The sequence below is a fragment of the Actinocatenispora rupis genome, from assembly GCF_016861975.1.
Taxonomy (GTDB): Bacteria; Actinomycetota; Actinomycetes; order Mycobacteriales; family Micromonosporaceae; genus Actinocatenispora; species Actinocatenispora rupis.
Genome location: NZ_BOMB01000021.1, coordinates 179,078 through 198,329 on the forward strand (window position 1 = coordinate 179,078; position 19,252 = coordinate 198,329).

The window sequence follows — 19,252 nt, forward strand, 5'->3', positions numbered from 1 at the left end:
CGGTCTTGACGTGTGCCATGGGGGATCTCTTGCGGTGTGGGGGGTCGGGGGTCAGCGGCCAGCCTGACAGCGCGGCCGTCGCATCGTCAAGCGACGAGCCACGCGGCGAGTACGCCGGCCACGCAGAGGGTGAGCGCGAGCACCGCCACCAGCGGCGTACGCCGGGGTCGGGCGGCGGCCACGTCGGCGACGATGACCGTCACGTTGTCCGGCCCGCCGCCGGCGAGCGCCAGGTTGATCAGCCGGTCGGCGCAGGCGTCCGCGTCCGGTACGTCCCGCAGTGTCGCGGCGATGTCGTCCGCCGCGACCGCGTCCGGCAGCCCGTCGCTGCACAGCAGGTACCGGTCGCCGACGCGGGCGGGGAGCCGGCTGTGCGTCACCGCGACCGGGGCGCCGGAGAGTACGCGGGTGACGACGTTGCGGTGCGGGTGGTGCGGCACGTCCGCCGCGGCCAGATGCCCCGAATCCACCAGGTACTGCACGAACGTGTCGTCCCGGGTCAGCTGGAGCACCTCCCCGTCCCGCAACCGGTACGCGCGGGAGTCGCCGACGTGCGCCAGGCGTACCGCGTCGCGGTCGAGGAGGACGGCGGTGAGCGTGGTGGCCATCCCGGACAGGGCGGGGTCCTCGGCGACGGCCGCGGCGATCCGGTCGTTCGCGTCCTCCGCCGCGGTACGCAGGCCACCGGCGCGCGCCTGCCGGTCCGCGGCACGTACGGCGGCGACGGCGAGACCGCTCGCCACCTCACCGGCCACCTCGCCGCCCACCCCGTCGGCCACCGCGACCAGGCGCCGCCCGGCGTACGCGCTGTCCTCGTTGTGGTCGTACACCAGGCCCACGTGGCTCGCCGTCGCGTGTCGCAGCACCAGTCGCACCGGTCCAGCCTGCGCGAGCGCCCGTACCGCTGTCTGTACGCACTTCTGCGTACGCAGGCCGCGCGGGCGGCGGACGGGCCCGCCGCGTCACCGCCTAGGGTCATGTCCGTGACAGCGGTGCCGATGGTGGGACGGGACGAGGACCTGGCCACCGTCGACGCTGCCTGGCGGCAGCTGCGCGAGGAGCCGCAACACGCTCGGATCGTGGTGGTGACCGGGGACGCGGGCGCGGGCAAGAGCCGGCTCGTCGCCGAGGCGGTGGCCCGGCTCGACCCGGCGCCCGGCCTCGTCCTCAGCGGGCAGTCCCGCGCGGTCGGGCCCGCCCCGTACGACTGGATGGCGTCGGCGCTGTCCGGCCGGTCCCTCGACGGCATCGACGTCCCCGACGACGCGCTCGCCTGGCTGACCCAGCGGCCCGAACTGCCCGACCGCCGGTTCGCCCCGGAGGCGCTGCTGCGCGCCGGCGTCGACGCGGTACGCGCGGTGCAGCGCGGCCGGCCCGGCGTCCTCGTGGTGGAGGACCTGCACGACCTCGACCCCGCCAGCCTCGACCTGGTCAGCGAGCTCGCCGTGGCCGCCGACCTGCCGGTGCTGCTCATGGTCACCAGCCGGTCCGCCACCGGCCTCGCCGCCCGCGTCCTCGCCCGCGTCTCCGGTACTCCCCGGTCGGTGCGCCGGCACCTCGGCCCGCTCGCCGCCACCGACGTCGCCGCCGTCGTCGAGGCCGTACTCGGTGCGCCGGCGACGGACGCCGTCGTGGCCGCCGCGCACCGCCGTACCGGCGGAAACCCGTACTGGTTGAGCGAACTGCTGGCCACCGCCCCCGAGGCGCTGGGCGGCCCGCCACCGGCACACCTGGCCGCGCTCGCCGCCGACCGGGTACCGGCGGACGCGCTGCGGGTGGCGCGGGCGGCCGCCCTGCTCGGCGAGCCGGTCGACACGGTGGCGCTCGGCCGGGTCTGCGACGACGCCGAGGCGGGCATCGACCGGCTCGTCGCCGCCGGCGTCCTGCGGGTGGACGTCGACGGCGGGATGCGCTTCGCGTACCCGGTGCTGGCGGAGGGGCTGGCGGCGGGCGCGCTGCCGTCGCTGCGTACCGCGGTGGCGCGGGAGGTGGGCCCGGCCGCGCCGGACGACGGGCTGCTCACCGCCCGGGAACGCGAGGTGATCCGGCTGCTCGCCGCCGGCATGACCAACCAGCAGATGGCCCGCGCCCTCGGCATCTCCATCCGTACGGTCACCGTGCACGTGTCGAACCTGCTGCGCAAGACGGGCGCGGCGTCGCGTACCGAGGCGGCGTTGTGGGCGGTGCGGCACGGCCTCGCCGACCGCCCCGCCGGCTGACGCCCCTACGCCGCCGGACCCCGGTTCGCCCCGGATGTCCGATCGCCGCCGACGCTACAGGGGGACCTCGCGGCCGGCGCGGGCGGCGGCCACCACCAGGCGGCCACCACCAGGGCCGCGGCGTCCTGCACCGCCACCCCGACCGACCTGTACAGCGTGGGCGCATGCGTCGTCCGGGCGTCCGGGTCGCGGAGCGCCGTCAGCTCGGGCGGAGCGGATCGGCACGCGGGACACGACAACGACGGAAAGGTTGTCGCCACCGTGCGGTCGTACGGATGTGGCACTGTGGCAGCGTGTCCACGAGTACGGAGGTCACTGTGCACCGCGCGGCCCGGATGTCCGACGCGATGCAGGAGGTGGCGGAGCGGCGGCTGCGGCAGCGTGGCTGGGGACCGATGATCATCCCGTACACCGGATACGGTGCGCCCGGGTGGATCCGGGTGATCTGCCGCGTTCTGCTGCGTCCGCCGGACCCGCGGCCCCGTCCGCCCCGGCGTACCCGGCACCGGAAGGTCCGGGGGTGGCGCAGCTTCACGTCGCTGCCGGCGCAGAACACCAAGGTCGTCATCGAGGCGGACGGCACGCGGCACGAGGCGTACACGGACCGGGGTGGGTTTGTGGACATCACCGTCGAGGCCGACCTGCCGCCCGGGTGGGCGAGCGCGCGGCTGTCCGGCTCGGGCGCCGACCCGGTCGAGGCGCCGATCCGGGTGGTCGACCCGGCGGTGCGCTTCGGCATCGTCTCCGACGTCGACGACACCGTGATGGTCACCGCGCTGCCGCGGCCGCTGCTCGCCGCGTGGAACACGTTCGTCCTCGACGAGCACGCGCGTGCCTCGGTGCCCGGCATGTCCGTCCTGTACGAGCGGCTCGCCACCGCGCACCCCGGCGCCCCCGTGCTGTACCTGTCGACCGGCGCGTGGAACGTGGCGCCCGCGCTGACCCGGTTCCTGTCGCGGCACCTGTTCCCGCCCGGCCCGCTGCTGCTCACCGACTGGGGGCCGACCACCGACGCGTGGTTCCGCAGCGGCCGCGAGCACAAGCGGGCCACGCTGCGCCGGCTGGCCCGCGAGTTCCCGGACATCCGGTGGCTGCTGGTCGGCGACGACGGGCAGCACGACGAGCAGATCTACGCGGAGTTCGCCGCGGCGTACCCGGACAACGTGGCGGGCGTGGCGATCCGGCGGCTGTCGCCGACCCAGTCGCTGCTGGCCCGCGGACTTCCGGCGCCGCACGGCGCACCGCACTCCCGTCGTACGACCTGGCTCGCGGCGCCGGACGGGGCCGGGCTGTCCCGGCTGCTCAGCGAGGCCGGCATCCTGCCCTGACCGGTCAGTGGCGGGGCTTGGCGCGGCGGGTCGGTTCGGCGGTCGTCGGGTCCGCCGGCCAGGCGTGCCGCGGGTACCGGCCGCGCAGCTCGGCCCGGACCGCCGGGTAGCCGGTGTGCCAGAAGGACGCCAGGTCGGCGGTGACGGCGGCGGGCCGGCCGGCGGGCGACAGCAGGTGCAGCCGCACCGGTACGCCGGCGAGCCGTGGCGTGTCCGTCCAGCCGAACACCTCCTGCACCCGTACGGCGAGGACGGGCGCGGCCGGATCGGTGTAGTCGACGCGGATCCGGGAGCCGGACGGCACGGTGATCCGTTCCGGCGCGAGGTCGTCGAACCGGGCGGCGGCCGGCCAGGGCAGCAGGGAACGGAGCGCGTCGCCGGCGTCCACGGTGGCGAGGTCGGCGCGGCGCCGGGCGCGGGTGAGCGCCGGGCCGAGCCAGTCGGGCAGCGTGTCGAGCAGTGCCTCGTCGCCGACGTCCGGCCACGGCGGGCCGAGCGCGTGCCGGCAGAACGCCAGCCGGGCGCGCAGCGTCCGTGCCGCGTCGGTCCACCGCAGCAGCCCGAGCCCGACCGTACGCAGGCCGGTTTCGAGGGCGGCGCGTACCGCGGCGGGGTCGGGGTGCGCGATCGGCCGTTCGGCGAGCGTGATGGCGCCCAGCGACTCGACCCGGTGCGCCCGCACGTCCCCGTCGTACCAGCCGGTGCGGTCGGTGTCGGCGAGCAGCGCGGCGCCGGCCTGCCGGGCGGTGTCGGCGTCGATCACCGCGGCCAGGCGTACCCGGGCGGAGGCGGCGCCCGCGGGACGGTCGGCGACGGCGACGGCCAGCCACGGGCACCCGCGCAGTCCGCTGCCGGGCGCCAGGTCCGCCGCGGTCCCACCCGCCATCAGGTACGCCCGGTCGCCGTCCCGGCGCGCCCGCGCCAACCGTTCCGGGAACGCCAGCCCGACGAGCAGCCCGGCAGCCGCGTCCACCGCCGTCGCCGTACGGTCCGGGGTACCGGCGGGCAGCGCGGCCGCGAGCCGGCGTACCTCGGCGCGCCAGCGCGTCGACTCCGGACCGCCACCCGTACGCAGGGCCCGGAGTACGGCGGTGAGGTCGTCGGAGTCGCCGCGGACGTCCTCGCCGAGCAGCGCCACCACCTCGGTCGCGGTCCGCGCGCCGACCAGCGGCGCGCCGTCGAGCAGCGCGCGGGCCAGGCGCGGGTGCGTACCGACGGCGGCGAGGCGCCGGCCGCGGTCGGTGGCCCGGCCGTCCGGGGCGACGGCGCCGAGCGACCGCAACGTGTCGCGGGCGACGGACAGCGCGGCGGCGGGCGGCGGTTCGGGCAGCGCGAGACCGTGCCCGTCCGGGTCGCCCCAGCAGGCCAGGTGCAGCGCGAACCCGGTCAGGTCGGCGGTCGCGATCTCCGCCTCGGGCCGGGCCGGCAGCCGCTCGTGGGTGGCCCGCGACCAGCACCGGTACACCCGGCCCGGAGCCTCGCGACCGGCCCGCCCGGCGCGCTGCTCGGCCGCGGCCCGCGACGCCGGCACCGTGACCAGCGCGCCGAGCCCGCGCGCCAGGTCCGTCCGGGGTACGCGGGCCAGCCCGGCGTCCACGACGACCCGTACGCCGGGCACCGTCAGGCTGCTCTCCGCCACCGCGGTGGCGAGTACGACGCGGCGGTGGCCGGCGGGCCGCAGCACCTCGTCCTGCACCGCCGCCGGCGTACGGCCGGACAGCTCCCGTACGTCGGCGTCGACGGTGCCCAGGCGCCGCCGTACGCCCGCGATCTCGCCGGCACCGGGCAGGAACACCAGCACGTCGCCGGCCGTCTCCGCCAGCGCGGTGCGTACCGTCGCGGCGACGTGGTCCAGCAGCCGCGGGTCCACGTGCAGGCCGTGCGGCGGCGGGAGCGGCGACGGCGGCGGCGCCCACACCGTCTCCACCGGGTGCAGCGCGGCCGCCGCCTCGACCACCGGCGCCGCGAGCGCCGCACCGAGCGCCGGTACGTCCGCGGTCGCCGACGTGGCCAGCAGCCACAGGTCCTCGCGCAGCGCCGCCCGGATGTCCGCACCGAACGCCAGCGCCAGATCCGAGTCGAGCGACCGTTCGTGGCACTCGTCGAGCACGACGGCGGCCACGCCGGGCAGGTCCTCCGCGTGCTGCATCCGGCGTACCAGCAGGCCGGTGGTGACGACCTCGACCCGGGTGTCCGGGCCGACCCGCCGGTCACCGCGGACCGCGTACCCGACGGTGCGGCCGACGGGTTCGCCGAGCAGGTCGGCCATCCGCCGGGCCGCCGCGCGCGCCGCGACCCGCCGCGGCTCCGCCACCACCACCCGCCCCGGTACGGCGTCGGCGAGCGCGAGCGGCACCAGCGTGGTCTTGCCCGTACCGGGTGGGGCGACGAGGATCGCCGACCCGTGCCCGCGCAGGGTACAGGTCAGCTCGCCGAGCACCGTACGGATCGGCAGGTCGGGTTCGGGCGGCAGCACCCGTCCAGTGTGCCGGCCCGCGCGGGGCGTCCCGGCCGCGGCGGTCAGAAGGAGCGGCGGTCAGAAGGACAGGAACGACAGGGACAGCTCGGCGACCGCGGTGGCGCACACGAACGACGCGGCGATCACGGTGACCGCCACGACGACCAGCTTCCAGCCGCTGGCCAGCAGCAGCTTGGTGTCGCGGCCGAGGGACAGGCCGACGAGCGCGAGCACCGGCGTACCGAGGGCGACCAGGTCGATGTCCTTCACCAGGCCGAGGATCACGCCCGCGACCGGCGAGAACGGCGCGCTGAGCAGGGTGGACAGCGCCATCGTCACCACGATGTACGGCAGCCAGCGCAGGTACCGGCTGACGGCGATGGACACCCAGGCGAGGACGAGCAGCAGCACCATGCCGCCGAGCGTGGCCGGGTGCAGCGCGCGGGTGGCGATCACCTGGATCACCAGCATCACCACCCCGAACACGCCGAGCGTGGCGGCGGTGGACCGCAGCGACGGGCGGGCGGTGTCCGTGGCGGCGCCGGCCAGTCCGGTACCGCGGCGCATCGGCGGCAGCGGTTCGACCGCCGTACCGGTACGCCCGAGCCGCGCCGCGACGCGTACCCAGAAGGGGTAGAGGCGGCGGGTGAGCGGCAGCGCCAGGAACGCGGCGGCGTACGTGCCGGTGATGCCGGTGACCGCGCTCGCCGCGGCGGACAGCGCGAACAGGTGGTCGGACTGCTTCGGGAACATGGCCGTGAGCGCGCCGACCGCGCCCAGCATCATGCTGGTGGAGCCGACCGCGGAACCGATGCTGAGCGCGTCCGGGCTGAACACGCCGAGCGAACCGAGCACGCTGGCGAGGACCGCGGCGATGATCGCCCCGAACACCGTGCCCACCACGTACGTGCCCAGCGCACCCTTGTACTCCGGCGCCTCGCCGCCGAAGCGTTCGGCGATCACGCCGAGCATCGGCTCCCGGTCGATGGAGTACGTGGCGCCGATGCCGGCGCGGCCGAGACCGAGGAGTACCACGGCGATCGGCAGGCAGAACAGCACGGAACCGAAGACGTGGCCGACCTCCTGGAGCAGCAGGGCGGCGCTGGACGCGCCGAGGTTCTTCATCTCCGGGCCGATGAGCAGGCCGAGCCGGGCCATGAACACGGCGATGACGGGGGCGACGAGGCCGGCGGCCGTACGCTGCGCGGGGATCGGCAGCGGGCGGATCCGCTGCATGCTGACGACGGCGCCGAGGACGACCGCGTAGATGATCGGCAGCAGCCCGATCTGGCTGCGCCACAGGTGGACGGTGACGGGGCCGATGGCCTGGCTGATCGCGGCGACCACCAGGGCGAGGCCGGTGACGAGCCAGAACCCGCCGGTACGGCGGAGCAGCGAGCGGGACTCGGTGGGGGCGACGGTCTGGGACATGGCTGCCTTCCGGGGGGTCGGGGGCGGCGGGGTCAGCTCGGCAGCGCGCCGTACCGCAGCCGCCCGCGGCAGACGACCGCGACGACGGCGTCGGCGGTCAGGTCGGTGATCCGCTGCCACGGCCGGCCGCGGACGACGACGAGGTCGGCGGCGTACCCCTCGGCGAGGCGGCCGATCCGGTGGCCGAGGCCGACCGCGGCGGCGGCGTGCGAGGTGGCGGCGGTGAGCGCCTGTTCGGCGGTGGCGCCGAGGATCCGGGTGAACGCCGCCAGTTCCGGGTACACCGAGCCCCAGGGCAGCAGCGAACCGTTCGAGTCGGTGCCGAGCACGTACCGGACGCCGGCGGCGTGCGCGGCCCGCATCTTCCCGTCCCGGTCGGCGACGAGTGCCTTGGCCTTCGCCCGGCTCTCCGCCGACGCCGGTACGGTCCCGTCCGCGATGCCGTCGTTGATGACGAGCGTGGGCGCGACGGTGATGCCGCGGGCGGCGATCGTCTCGGCCTGCGCGGCGGACAGCAGCGTGCCGTGCTCGATCGAGTCGACTCCGGCATCCAGCGCCGCCTGTACGGCCGGCTCGGTGTGCGCGTGCGCGGCGACCGGCAGGCTCAGCGCGTGCGCCTCGTCGACGATCGCGTCGAGTTCCGCGGCGGTGTAGTTGCGCCATTCGGCCCGGTCTCCGGACGACAGGACGCCGCCGCCGGTCATCACCTTGATGCCGTCCATCCCGGCCCGGGCGTACCGGCGGACGAGGGCGCGGCAGGCGTCGGGGCCGTCCGCCGTCGGGGGCCGGTCCGCGACGTCCGGCGGGGTGAACAGGTCCTGGTGCCCCGCGGTCATGTTCACCACCCCGTACGCGAGCACGCGCGGTCCGGGCAGCAGGCCCGCGTCGTACACCCGGCGCAGGGCGACGGGCCGCTCGTCGGACGCCATGTCCCGCACGGTCGTCACGCCGTACCGGAGGAGGGCCTGGGCGTTGGCCGCGGCGTGCAGGGTCCGTTCGGCGGTGGTGGTGACCAGCGGCCACGTGCCGTACGTGTAGTCGCCGGGCTGCGCCGGCCCGGTCAGGTGGACGTGTGTGTCGATGAGTCCGGGTATGACGGCGAGGTCGGGGTGCCGGTCGACCGGCGCCGCCGCGACCGTGTCCAGGATGTCCGACTCCCAGCTCAGGTCGGCGACGCCGAGCTGCTCGGTGCCGTCCCAGACCGTGATCCCGTTCAACCGCATCGCGAGAACGACCTCCGTGACCGTACGTATCGCCGAAGGGGTCGACCGACCCGGCGGCCCGACCTCGCGACGGGCGCAGCCGCCAGTAGACCACGAGGTCAGCGCGGTACGTGAGGCGCCAGGTCGACAAAGCTCCCGGGTCACTCCCGGCCGCGCTTTGTAGCATCGTCCAACGCGGAGCGGTGCGACGGAGGTGCGCGATGCGACTGGGTCAACTGGTGGAACTGCCCGCGCTGCGGCTGACGGTCGTCGAGCCCGGCGGCGGGCTCGGCCGGCGCGTCCGCTGGGTGTACACGACCGACCTGCGGGAACCGGCGCGGTACATGGCCGGCGGCGAGCTGGTGCTGACCAGCCTGGGCTGGCACCGCGCGCCGGGCGACGCGGCCACCTTCGTACGGTCGCTGGTCCGGGCGCGCGCCGCGGGGCTGGTCGCCGGGCTCGCCGAACGCGACGGGATGCCGCCGGACCTGCTCGACGCCTGCCGTACCGAGGGGTTGGCGCTGCTGACCGTACCGGTCGAGATGTCGTTCAACTTCCTCTCCGAGACCGTCGTCCGGTTGCTGCTGGACGAACGGTCCCGGCTCGCCCGGTTCGCCGGATCCGTCGAGCCGGGCGGGACCGGCGCGCTCCGGGTCGTCGCCGACGCGGCCGGTGGCACCTGCGCCCACCTGTCCGCCGCCGGCGCCGTACGCGGGTGCTGGCCGGGTCCACTGCCGGCCCGGGTACGTGCCCGGGTGTGGCGGGCCGGCGTCGGTTCACCGGGCCTGCCCGTCACCGCCGACGGCCACACGGTGCTTCCGGTACTCGCGCACGACGTGGGCCGGCTGTCCGGTTACCTGGCCGTACCGGGGGAGCGGCGCGACTGGTCGGACGACCTGGCGCTGACGGTCGAGGCGGCCGTCGAGCACCTCGGCGCGACCGCCGGCAACCCGCCCGTCGCCCCGGCGTGGACCGACCACGTGCACGCGCTCGCCACCGGGGCCGCGCCCGCCGGAGCCGCGCCCGGAGGAGCCACGCCCGCCGGAGCTACGCCCGCCGGAGCCGTGCCCGCCCGAACCACGCCGGACCGCCCGTCGACCGTCGTCGTACTCAAGGCGGGGCTGACCGGGCCGCCGCCCGGCGTGCTGCGGCAGATCCTCGCCGAGACGCCCGGCGGCGCCGGCCTGGTGGACGGCCCCGACGGCACGGTCCTCGGGTACCTGCCGGGTCCGGCCGACGCGGTCCGCGCGCACCTGGACTGGTACGGCACGGCACTCGACGGCGGTGACCGGCTGCGGGTCGGCCTCAGCGAACCGGTACCGGTCGGGCCGGCGCTCGCCGACGCGCTGGCCGCCGCGACCGCCGCGTACGACTGGGCCGCCCGCGGTCCGCGCCCGCTCGCCGTGGTCGCCGAGTCGGCGGTCGGCACCCGCGAGTTCCTGCTCTCCCTGGTACCGCCGCGGGCCCGCGACGCGCACCGGGCCCGCCTGGTCGACCCCCTGGTACGGCACGACGAGCGGCACGGCAGCCAGCTGCTCGCCACCGTCGAGGTGTTCCTCGACTCGTCGGGGTCGTGGAAGCGGACCGCGGCGACGCTGCACGTGCACGTCAACACCGTCCGGTACCGGCTGCGGCAGGCGGAGCGGCTGATCGGCCGCTCGCTGCGTACCGAGCGGGACCGCCTGGACCTGCACCTCGCGCTCGAACTGCGCGACACCTGACCGGTCCGGGCCGTACCGGGAGGGCGGTCATCGGCCGTTCGGGCAGGGTTGCCGCGGAACCCGTTGACAGCGCCGCCCGGCGGGCCGACGGTGTGCACGTTCGAGGCACGACAGGGGGGCGACCATGAAGTTCGTGCAGATGATCGAGTTCACCAGCGAACACGCCGACGAGATGGTCGAGCTGGACAAGAAGTGGTCGGAACGCGCCGGTGACGACGCCCGCGCCACGCATTCGATGCTCGTCCGGGACCGGGACCGCAAGGACCACTACTACGCGATCGTCGAGTTCCCGTCGTACGAGGACGCGATGGTGAACAACGACCTGCCGGCGACGCAGGAGTTCGCGGCGGAGTTCCGGAAGCTGTCGAGCGGGGATCCGCACTTCGTCAACACCGACGTGCTCGACGAGCAGACCAACCCGCACCACGCCTGACGGCGACCCGCCCCGCACCGCACGCAGTCCGTACGCGCGGTCGGAACGCCGTGTCCCCGGTCAGCGTCCGACGGGGACGGCGGCGCCGCGGGAGCGGACCGCGGCCATGATCCGGTCGTACTCCCGCTGGTAGGTGGCGTCGCGGTGGGCGGCGAGCGCGGCGGGCAGGTCGACGAGGCGGATCTTCGGCGCGATGTCCACCCAGGTGGGCACCGCGTCGACGTGCGTGGCGCGCCAGTGGCCGGGCGCCGTCTCGGTGAACGTCACCCGCGGCATGACGCCCTCGCGGCTCGCCGCGACCGGGTCCGCGTGCCGGGCGATCTCGTTGCCCATCCCGTACACGACCCACTTGTCGCCGATCTTCTCGAACGGCTGCACCACGTGCGCGTGGCAGCCGAGGATGAGGTCCACGTCGGGCGAGGCGAGCAGCGTCTTCGCCTGCGCCACCTGGAGATCCGTCGGCGCCTGCTGGTACTCGGTGCCCCAGTGCAGGGACAGTACGACGATCTGCGCGCCGGCCCGCCGGGCGGCGTGTGCCGCGGCCAGGATCCGGTGCGCGTCGGTGATGTTGACCAGCCACGGTTGCCCGGACGGCAGCGACAGCCCCGAGTTCAGCCCGAACGTGTACGCCACGTCGGCGACCTTCACCCCGTGTACGTCGACCAGGTCGGGGCGGGCGGCCTCGGCCGCGGACCGGGCCGTACCGTCGTGCCGCAGGCCCACCTTGTCCAAAGTGGACAGTGTGCTGCGCACCCCGGCGGCGCCCTGGTCGTACGAGTGGTTCGAGGCGGTGGAGCAGTCGTCGAACCCGGTGTCCCGGACCGCGGTGGCGACCTGCGGCGGCGCGGCGAACCGCGGCCAGCCCACCGGGTGCGCGCCCGGCGCGGCGAGCGGCGTCTCCAGGTGGCACACGGCCAGATCCGCCTTCGACACCACCGGTTTCACGCCCGCGAAGATCGGCCCGAAGTCCATCCCGGTACGCCCCTCGGCCCGCGCGTCGGCCTGCGCCTGCCGCCACACCGGCGGATGTACGAGCACGTCGCCCGCGCCCAGCACGGTCACCGTACGCGGGCCGCTCGCGGACGGCGACGCGGCCGACGCGTGCGGGCGCGGCTGCGCGGCGGACGGCGTACACGCGGCGGCGGCGAGGCAGGTCGCGAGTACCGCGAGGACCTTGGCGGCGGGCGACATCCCGTCACCCTAGCCGCGGGCGGGGTCAGGATCCGGTCTTTCGGGGCAGCGCGTCGCGCAGCGGTGCGGGCAGGCGTTCGCGGTCCGCGGCGGGCAGCTTCTCCACGAACCGCAGCAGTTCCACCGGGAACGGCAGGACCAGCGTCGAGTTCTTCTCGGCGGCGACCTCGACCACGGTCTCCAGCAGGCGCAGCTGGAGCGCGCCGGGGGTGTCCGCCATCCGGCCGGCGGCCAGCGACAGCTTCTCCGACGCCTGCAACTCGCCGTCCGCGGAGATGACGCGGGCGCGGCGTTCGCGTTCGGCCTCGGCCTGGCGCGACATCGAACGCTTCATCGTCTCCGGCAGCGCCACGTCCTTGATCTCGACCCGGTCGATGTGGATGCCCCAGTTCAGTGCCGGGTTGTCGATCATGACCTCCAGGCCCTGGTTGAGCTTCTCCCGGTTGGACAGCAGGTCGTCCAGGTCGCTCTTGCCGATGATCGACCGCAGCGACGTCTGCGCCACCTGGGCCACGGCGAAGTCGTAGTCCTGCACGTTGACGATCGCGCGTGCCGGGTCCAGGACGTTGAAGTACACGACCGCGTCGACCCGTACGGTCACGTTGTCACGCGTGATGCCCTCCTGCGCCGGTACGGGCATCGTGACGATCTGCATGTTGACCTTGCGGAGCCGGTCCACGACCGGGGTGATCATCGCCAGCCCCGGCCCGCGCACCCCGGAACGCAACCGCCCGAAGCGGAAGACCAGACCCCGCTCGTACTGTTTGATGATGCGGGCGCTGGTGGCCAGCCACAGGCCGGCGACGCCGAGCGCCGCGATCACGATGTCGACGACAACCATGCCGCGCTCCTCGCGCGTGACCCTCTGTACGGATCGTAACGCGATCGGGGCGCGGTGGCGGCTACCGAGGCTGGAAGGCCGAGACGCCGGCGCGCAGCTCCTCGGCGTTCATCACCGGGGTCAGCTCCACCCTGGCCCGCATGGCGACCCACATCGGTTCCACCACCGACACGATCTGCGCCGGGTCGTCCAGGTCGAAGACCAGGACCCCGCCGCGGCTGCCCTCGGACGGGAAGAAGTACGCCGCCTCCGGCTTGAGCATCTCCAGCATCTGGTCGAGGCCCTTGAGCATCTCGCCCGTCCGGATCAGTTCGTTGCCGGCCTCGGTGTCGATCTCGAAGCGCGCCATCATGCGCATGGCACCCACCGCCTTCCACGATGGCGCCATCGTCCCGCCGCCGGGTACGGGCGGAACACCGGCTGTCCGGGCCGTCGCGGGCGCTGATCGGTCCCCGGCCGGTGGGCCCGCCGGGCCGGCAGCCTGCCGGGCCTGTCCCGACAGCGCAACGCCGTACACCCCCGCTCGTTGAGGTTTCGCGCCCGCAATGATTAACTGACGCCCCGTGTCCGTCATCGTGGACAATCCGACGACGGAACGGGATTTGCTGTCGAATGAGGAGATCCATGCGGCGCGAACGGCGCACGATGCTCGGCGGTACGCGTCGGCGGCTGGCCCGGTGGCTGGATCCGACCGCCCCGACGGTGGACGACCCGGCGGCACTCCGGCCCGTCGCCCCGCCGCCGACCCGGCACCCGGTGCCGGTCGGTGGCCGCGGCCCGGCCGACGACGCCGCGCGGCAGTGGTCCGGCGTACTCGAACAGTTGTCGCTGCGGATCCTGTCCGCGGTCTACCAGACGGCCGGTCAGCTTGAGTCGATGGAGCACGACGAGCAGGACCCGGCGCGGCTCGACCGGCTGTACCGGGTCGACCACGCGGTCACCCGGATCCGCCGGCACGCCGAGAACATGCAGGTGCTGGCCGGCCGCCCGGTCGAGGACGCGGACCGGCAGGTCACCGGCCTGCTCGACGTGATCCGGGCGGCGGCCTCCGCGATCGACCAGTACGACCGGGTGCAGCTCGGGCGGATCGCCGACCTCGCCGTGGTGGAGTTCGCCGCGGACGACGCGATGCGGGTCGTCACCGAGCTGCTCGACAACGCCACCCGGTACTCGCCGCCCAACACGCCGGTCACCGTGTCCGCGCACCTGACCGAGCAGGGCAGCGTACTGGTCCGGATCGAGGACACCGGTCTCGGCGTACGGCCGGCGGATCTGGCCGCGTTGAACGCGCTGCTGTCCGGTGAGCTGCCGGGCCGGCCGGACACCGGGCGGCTCGGCCTGCCCGTCGTCGCCCGGCTCGCCGCCGCGCACCACCTGCGGGTCAGCCTGACCGCCCGGCAGAGTGGCGGTACGACGGCGACCGTGCTGCTGCCGTCCGCGCTGCTGTGCGAGATCCCCTCCGCGGCGGCGCCGCCGCACGCCGCGCCGTCCGCGTCCGACCGCCCGCATCTGGTACGGGTCGCGGACGCGCCGGCGGCCCCGCCCGGTGACGTGTGGCCGCACGAACGCGAGGCGCCGCGGGCCGCACCCGTACTGCCGCGCCGGGTCAAGGCGAGCCTGCGCGGTACGCCACCGGCGGACGAGACGGTCGAGGTGCCCGCGCTGCCGGTACCGGCGGACCGGCGGCCGTGGCACGAGGACGTGGCGGCGTTCGCCGCCGGGGCCGAGGACGAACAACGCCACGAAGGGCAGGCGTGAATGAGCACATCCGCCGACAAGGCGAGCACCCCGGCCGACTTCGAGTGGCTGGTCAACCAGTTCACCGGGGAGGTGCCGGGTGTCCTGCACGCGCTGATCGTGTCGCTGGACGGGTTGCAGCTCGTCTCGTCCCGGTCGCTGTCGCGGGATCTCGGTGACCAGATGGCGGCGCTGACCGCCGGGTTGCTGTCGATGGCGGACCGTACGGCGGCGCTGCTGTCGCTCGGCGACTCGGAGTACATCACGATCCGGTTGCCGCGCGGGCATCTGCTGTTCATGCGGGTGAGCGAGTCGGCCGGGCTGGCGGTGGTCGCGGACGCGAGCTGTGACCTACGGGTGGTGGCGTACCAGATGACGCAGTTCGTGGGCAGCGTCGGGCACGTGCTCACGCCGGACGTACGCACCGGCGTCTCGGCACGGTAGTTGGACCGGCAAGGGATCGAGGGAGTCGTGGCGACGCACTGGAAGGTCCGGCCGTACCTGCTGACCGGCGGGCGGACGCACGTGAGGCACCGGCTGCTCGTGCACACGCTGGTCTCCGTGCCGTACTACGACGCGGCGTTCGCCGGCGGCCTGCTGCCCGAGGCCCGCGGCCTGTACGAGCAGGCCAGGGTGACGCGGTCGGTGGCCGAGCTGTCCGCGTCGTGCGGGGTGTCGCTCGGGGTGACCCGGGTGATCCTCGGCGACCTGGCGGCGAGCGACCGGGTGCGCATCCACCCCGAGACGTACGACTCGCCGTACGACCGCAACCTGCTGGAGAGGGTCCGTGACGGCCTGCTCCGGCTCGCCTGAAGGGGAAACGGTGCCAACTGACGGTACGGTTCCGACCTCGGCCAAGATCGTGGTGGCCGGCGGGTTCGGGGTCGGGAAGACGACGCTGGTGTCCGCCATCTCGGAGATCCCGCCGATCAACACCGAGGCGTGGATGACCGCCGCGTCCGAGCCGGTGGACCACCTGGACCCGGGCATCGACAAGCGGACGACGACGGTCGCGATGGACTTCGGCCGCCGGGCGATCGCCGACGACCTGGTGCTCTATCTGTTCGGTACGCCGGGGCAGGCCCGGTTCTGGCCGATGTGGGACGACCTGTGCCGGGGCGCGATGGGCGCTCTGGTACTCGTGGACACGCGGCGGTTGGACGCCTCGTTCGCCGCGGTCAACTACTTCGAGCAGGACTCCGACGTGCCGTTCGCGGTCTGCGTCAACCTGTTCCACGGCCGGCAGACCCACCACCTCGACGACGTACGCGAGGCGCTGTCGCTGTCGCCGGAGGTGCCGCTGCTGGCCGCGGACGTACGTGAGCCCGGTGCGGTGGCGCGCGCCCTGGTGGGCGTCGTCGAGCACACCATGTCGTCGACCGCGCGGCAGTGACGCCGGCGCGCGAGGAGAGGTTTTAGTCGAATGCGCAGGATCCTGATCGTCGGCGCCGGCCAGTGCGGGCTGCAGCTCGGGCTGGGGCTGCTGGCCGCCGGCTACGAGGTGACGATCATGTCGGCCCGGACGCCGGAGGAGATCCGTGCCGGCTGGCCGACGTCCACCCAGGCGATGTTCGAGCAGGCGCTGAACACCGAGCGCGCGCAGGGCCTGAACCTGTGGGACGACCCGGCGCCGAAGATCAACGGCATGCACATCGCGGTCGCCATGCCGCCCGGCACGATGGCGATGAGCATCATCGCCCACCTGAACTCGCCCGGTCAGTCGACGGACCAGCGGGTCAAGTTCCCGGCCTGGCTGGAACTGTTCGAGGAGCGCGGCGGCACGGTCATCTACCAGGGCGTCACGACCGGCGACCTGGACGGCCTCACCGCGCTCCTGCGGTACGACCTGACGATCGTGGCGGCCGGCAAGGGTGAGCTGACCGCGCTGTTCGACCGGGACGTGGACCGGTCGCCGTTCACCGTGCCGCAGCGCGGCCTGTCCGTGGCGTACGTGCACGGGCTGGCGCCGAACCCGTCGTACCCGGAGCGCAGCGGGGCGTTCAACGGGATCCCGGGCCTGGGCGAGATGTTCGCGATCCCGGGGTACACGCTGTCCGGCGAGTGCGACATCCTCTTCTTCGAGGCGGTGCCGGGCAGCCCGGCCGACATCTGGCAGAAGCGGCTGCCGCCCGACGAGCATCTGTCGCTGATGGTCAAGCAGGCCCGGGAGTACGCGCCGTGGCTGGGTGAGCGGTGCGACAACGTGGAGCTGACCGACGGCAAGGCGACCCTGTCCGGCCGGTACACGCCGGTGGTGCGGCGGCCGGTGGCGCAGCTGCCGTCCGGTGGGCTCGTGCTCGGCGCCGGTGACGTCGTCATCTCGAACGACCCGGTCACCGGGCAGGGCGCGAACGGTGCGGCGAAGATGGCCGCGGCGTACCTGGCGGCGATCGTGGCGCACGGCGACAAGCCGTTCGACCGGGAGTGGATGGAGCGTACGTTCGCCGACTTCTGGGAGACGTCGGGGCAGTGGGCGACCATGTGGACCAACGGCATGCTCGGCGAGATGCCGGAGCACGCGGCGAGGATCCTGATGAAGGCCACCACGCACACGCCGACCGCGGACCGGTTCGTCAACGGCTTCAGCGACCCGTCGGACTTCCAGCACTTCTTCTTCACACCGGAGGCGGCCGACGCGTACCTTGCGTCGATCGAGGAGTGACGCCCGCCGGCGCCGCCGGTACGGGTCGAGCTGGAGGTGGCGCCGTGCAGCGCGTGTGTTTCGTCCTGACCGTACGACCGGACCGGCTCGACGAGTACCGGGAGCGGCATGCGGCGGTGTGGCCGGCGATGCTCGACGCGCTGCGGGCCGCCGGCTGGCGCAACTACTCGATCTTCCTGCGGCCGGACGGGCTGCTCGTCGGGTACCTGGAGACGGACGACTTCGCCGCGGCGCAGGCGGCGATGGACGCGACCGAGGTGAACGCCCGCTGGCAGCGGGAGATGGCCGGCTACTTCACCACCGGCGACCGGCCGGACGAGCAGATGGCGCCGCTGGTGGAGATCTTCCACCTGGACTGACCGGTACGGACCCGGATCATGGGAAGATTCTCCGCCGGGCCGGCGCCGCTGGGTAGGGTCGCCGCAGACATCGACGTCAGGGGCCGCGGACCGACGCGCCCGCCGTTCCGGCGGGAGCCGTCCGGGGGTGCCGGGCCCCGTCTTCCCGGGCGACCGCGGTCGCCCGGCCGTGGCGTACCGCGGGGCGCGGCCACGGCAGTCCTCCAGTCGAGAGAAGTCGAGAGGCACGACAACATGAGCGCAGAGGCGAACATCGGTGTGACCGGACTTGCCGTGATGGGCCGCAACCTGGCCCGGAACCTGGCCCGGCACGGCCACACGGTGGCGCTGCACAACCGGACCGAGGGCCGTACCCGGGACCTGGTCGAGCGGTACGGGGACGAGGGCACGTTCGTGCCGACGTACTCGGCGGAGGAGTTCGTGGCGGCGCTCGCCCGGCCGCGCAAGCTGGTCGTGATGGTGAAGGCGGGCCAGCCGACGGACGCGGTGATCGAGGAGTTCGCGCCGCTGCTGGAGCCGGGCGACATGATCGTCGACGCCGGCAACGCGCACTTCGCCGACACCCGCCGCCGGGAGCAGGCGCTGCGCGAGAAGGGCCTGCACTTCGTCGGTACGGGCGTGTCCGGTGGCGAGGAGGGCGCGCTGCACGGGCCGAGCATCATGCCGGGCGGCTCGGCGGAGGCGTACGCGGCGCTCGGGCCGATCCTGACCGACATCGCCGCGACCGTCGACGGCACGCCGTGCTGCACGCACATCGGCCCGGACGGCGCCGGCCACTTCGTGAAGATGGTCCACAACGGCATCGAGTACGCGGACATGCAGCTCATCGCCGAGGCGTACGACCTGCTGCGGCACGCGTCGGGGCTTTCACCGGCGGAGATCGCGGAGGTGTTCCGCGGCTGGAACTCCGGCCGGCTCAACTCGTACCTGATCGAGATCACGGCGGAGGTGCTGGCGCACACCGACGCGGCGACGGGCCAGCCGTTCGTGGACGTGGTGGCGGACCGGGCGGAGCAGAAGGGCACCGGCCGCTGGACCGTGCAGACCGCGCTGGACCTGGGGATCCCGGTGACCGGTATCGCGGAGGCCACGTTCGCCCGGTCGCTGTCCGGTGACGCGGCGCTGCGGGACGCGGCGCGCGGTCTGCCCGGCCCGGCGCGTACGCCGATCGAGGGCGGCGCCGACTTCGCCGCCGACATCGAGCGCGCGCTCTACGCCTCCAAGGTCGTCGCGTACGCGCAGGGCTTCAACCAGATCCAGGCCGGCGCCAAGGAGTACGGCTGGCCGATCGATCTCGGTGCGGTGGCGACGATCTGGCGCGGCGGCTGCATCATCCGCGCCGGCTTCCTCGACGACATCCGCGCGGCGTACGCGGCGGATCCGGCGCTGCCGACGCTGCTCACCGATGCCGGCTTCGCCGCCGCGGTACGCGACGCGCAGGACTCGTGGCGTTCCGTGGTGGCCACCGCCGTACGGCTCGGCATCCCGGTGCCCGGCTTCTCCTCCGCCCTGGCGTACTACGACGGGCTGCGCGCCGAGCGGCTGCCCGCCGCGCTCGTACAGGGGCAGCGGGACTACTTTGGGGCCCACACGTACCAGCGGGTCGACCGGCCGGGCACGTTCCACACCGAGTGGGCCACCCGCGAACAGGCGGAAACCGAGGTGTAGCA

The 19,252-nt window shown here is 74.4% G+C and carries 18 protein-coding genes; 11 read left to right on the plus strand and 7 right to left on the minus strand.

The annotated features are described in order from the left end of the window. Nucleotides 1–86: 86 nt before the first annotated feature. The gene (locus tag Aru02nite_RS18765) at nt 87–875 is read right to left on the minus strand and encodes a PP2C family protein-serine/threonine phosphatase (RefSeq protein WP_203659379.1); all 789 of its coding nucleotides are present in this window, start codon (nt 873–875) and stop codon (nt 87–89) included. A 108-nt stretch (nt 876–983) separates the two neighbouring features. Here Aru02nite_RS18765 and Aru02nite_RS18770 point away from each other — a divergent pair, with 108 nt between their 5' ends. Together Aru02nite_RS18770 and Aru02nite_RS18775 are read left to right on the plus strand one after the other, a co-directional pair. Next, a complete protein-coding gene (locus tag Aru02nite_RS18770) occupies nt 984–2,219 on the plus strand; it encodes a helix-turn-helix transcriptional regulator (protein ID WP_203659381.1) in 1,236 nt (411 codons plus the stop codon). A gap of 335 nt (nt 2,220–2,554) precedes the next feature. Then, nucleotides 2,555–3,547 (plus strand): App1 family protein phosphatidate phosphatase, encoded by a 993-nt coding sequence (locus Aru02nite_RS18775; protein ID WP_203659697.1) that lies wholly within the window; start codon nt 2,555–2,557, stop codon nt 3,545–3,547. Between the two features lie 4 nt (nt 3,548–3,551). Here the strand turns inward: Aru02nite_RS18775 and hrpB are convergent, their stop codons facing one another. Genes hrpB through Aru02nite_RS18790 form a run of 3 tightly spaced genes read right to left on the minus strand, consistent with a single transcriptional unit; the run spans nt 3,552 to nt 8,659 of the window. After that, complete coding sequence (gene hrpB / locus Aru02nite_RS18780; protein WP_203659383.1) at nt 3,552–6,023, minus strand: ATP-dependent helicase HrpB; 2,472 nt, start codon at nt 6,021–6,023, stop codon at nt 3,552–3,554. 60 nt (nt 6,024–6,083) lie between these two features. Next, nucleotides 6,084–7,436, minus strand: coding sequence for a DUF3100 domain-containing protein (locus Aru02nite_RS18785; RefSeq protein ID WP_203659385.1), 1,353 nt, complete (start codon nt 7,434–7,436; stop codon nt 6,084–6,086). 32 nt (nt 7,437–7,468) lie between these two features. Beyond that, complete coding sequence (locus Aru02nite_RS18790; RefSeq protein ID WP_203659387.1) at nt 7,469–8,659, minus strand: metal-dependent hydrolase family protein; 1,191 nt, start codon at nt 8,657–8,659, stop codon at nt 7,469–7,471. A gap of 200 nt (nt 8,660–8,859) precedes the next feature. On the opposite strand from Aru02nite_RS18790, the gene Aru02nite_RS18795 reads away from it, so the two are divergent. Together Aru02nite_RS18795 and Aru02nite_RS18800 are read left to right on the plus strand one after the other, a co-directional pair. Continuing rightward, entirely contained in the window at nt 8,860–10,359 is a 1,500-nt protein-coding gene (locus Aru02nite_RS18795; protein ID WP_203659389.1) for a PucR family transcriptional regulator, read from the plus strand. Between the two features lie 124 nt (nt 10,360–10,483). Then, nucleotides 10,484–10,792: a hypothetical protein gene (locus tag Aru02nite_RS18800; RefSeq protein WP_203659391.1), complete on the plus strand. Its 309-nt coding sequence runs from the start codon at nt 10,484–10,486 to the stop codon at nt 10,790–10,792. A gap of 60 nt (nt 10,793–10,852) precedes the next feature. On the opposite strand, the gene Aru02nite_RS18805 is transcribed toward Aru02nite_RS18800, so the two are convergent. From Aru02nite_RS18805 to Aru02nite_RS18815, 3 genes are all read right to left on the minus strand, one after another. After that, nucleotides 10,853–11,983, minus strand: a complete 1,131-nt coding sequence (locus Aru02nite_RS18805) for a CapA family protein (protein ID WP_239076783.1) — start codon at nt 11,981–11,983, stop codon at nt 10,853–10,855. Nucleotides 11,984–12,008: 25 nt separating this feature from the next. After that, nucleotides 12,009–12,824: a slipin family protein gene (locus Aru02nite_RS18810; RefSeq protein ID WP_203659393.1), complete on the minus strand. Its 816-nt coding sequence runs from the start codon at nt 12,822–12,824 to the stop codon at nt 12,009–12,011. A 61-nt stretch (nt 12,825–12,885) separates the two neighbouring features. Then, nucleotides 12,886–13,182, minus strand: a complete 297-nt coding sequence (locus Aru02nite_RS18815) for a DUF3303 family protein (RefSeq protein WP_203659395.1) — start codon at nt 13,180–13,182, stop codon at nt 12,886–12,888. A gap of 266 nt (nt 13,183–13,448) precedes the next feature. Here Aru02nite_RS18815 and Aru02nite_RS18820 point away from each other — a divergent pair, with 266 nt between their 5' ends. From Aru02nite_RS18820 to gnd, 7 genes are all read left to right on the plus strand, one after another. After that, the gene (locus Aru02nite_RS18820; protein ID WP_203659397.1) at nt 13,449–14,582 is read left to right on the plus strand and encodes a sensor histidine kinase; all 1,134 of its coding nucleotides are present in this window, start codon (nt 13,449–13,451) and stop codon (nt 14,580–14,582) included. Next, nucleotides 14,583–15,005 carry a roadblock/LC7 domain-containing protein gene (locus Aru02nite_RS18825; protein ID WP_203659399.1) on the plus strand — a complete coding sequence of 141 codons (423 nt, stop codon included), beginning with the start codon at nt 14,583–14,585 and terminating at the stop codon, nt 15,003–15,005. A 27-nt stretch (nt 15,006–15,032) separates the two neighbouring features. Continuing rightward, a complete protein-coding gene (locus Aru02nite_RS18830; protein WP_203659401.1) occupies nt 15,033–15,374 on the plus strand; it encodes a DUF742 domain-containing protein in 342 nt (113 codons plus the stop codon). A 10-nt stretch (nt 15,375–15,384) separates the two neighbouring features. Then, nucleotides 15,385–15,954, plus strand: coding sequence for a GTP-binding protein (locus tag Aru02nite_RS18835; protein ID WP_203659403.1), 570 nt, complete (start codon nt 15,385–15,387; stop codon nt 15,952–15,954). Nucleotides 15,955–15,984: 30 nt separating this feature from the next. Then, complete coding sequence (locus Aru02nite_RS18840; RefSeq protein WP_203659405.1) at nt 15,985–17,223, plus strand: styrene monooxygenase/indole monooxygenase family protein; 1,239 nt, start codon at nt 15,985–15,987, stop codon at nt 17,221–17,223. A gap of 44 nt (nt 17,224–17,267) precedes the next feature. Then, entirely contained in the window at nt 17,268–17,582 is a 315-nt protein-coding gene (locus Aru02nite_RS18845) for an L-rhamnose mutarotase (protein ID WP_203659407.1), read from the plus strand. Between the two features lie 234 nt (nt 17,583–17,816). Further along, nucleotides 17,817–19,250: an NADP-dependent phosphogluconate dehydrogenase gene (gene gnd, locus Aru02nite_RS18850; protein ID WP_203659410.1), complete on the plus strand. Its 1,434-nt coding sequence runs from the start codon at nt 17,817–17,819 to the stop codon at nt 19,248–19,250. Nucleotides 19,251–19,252: the final 2 nt, after the last annotated feature.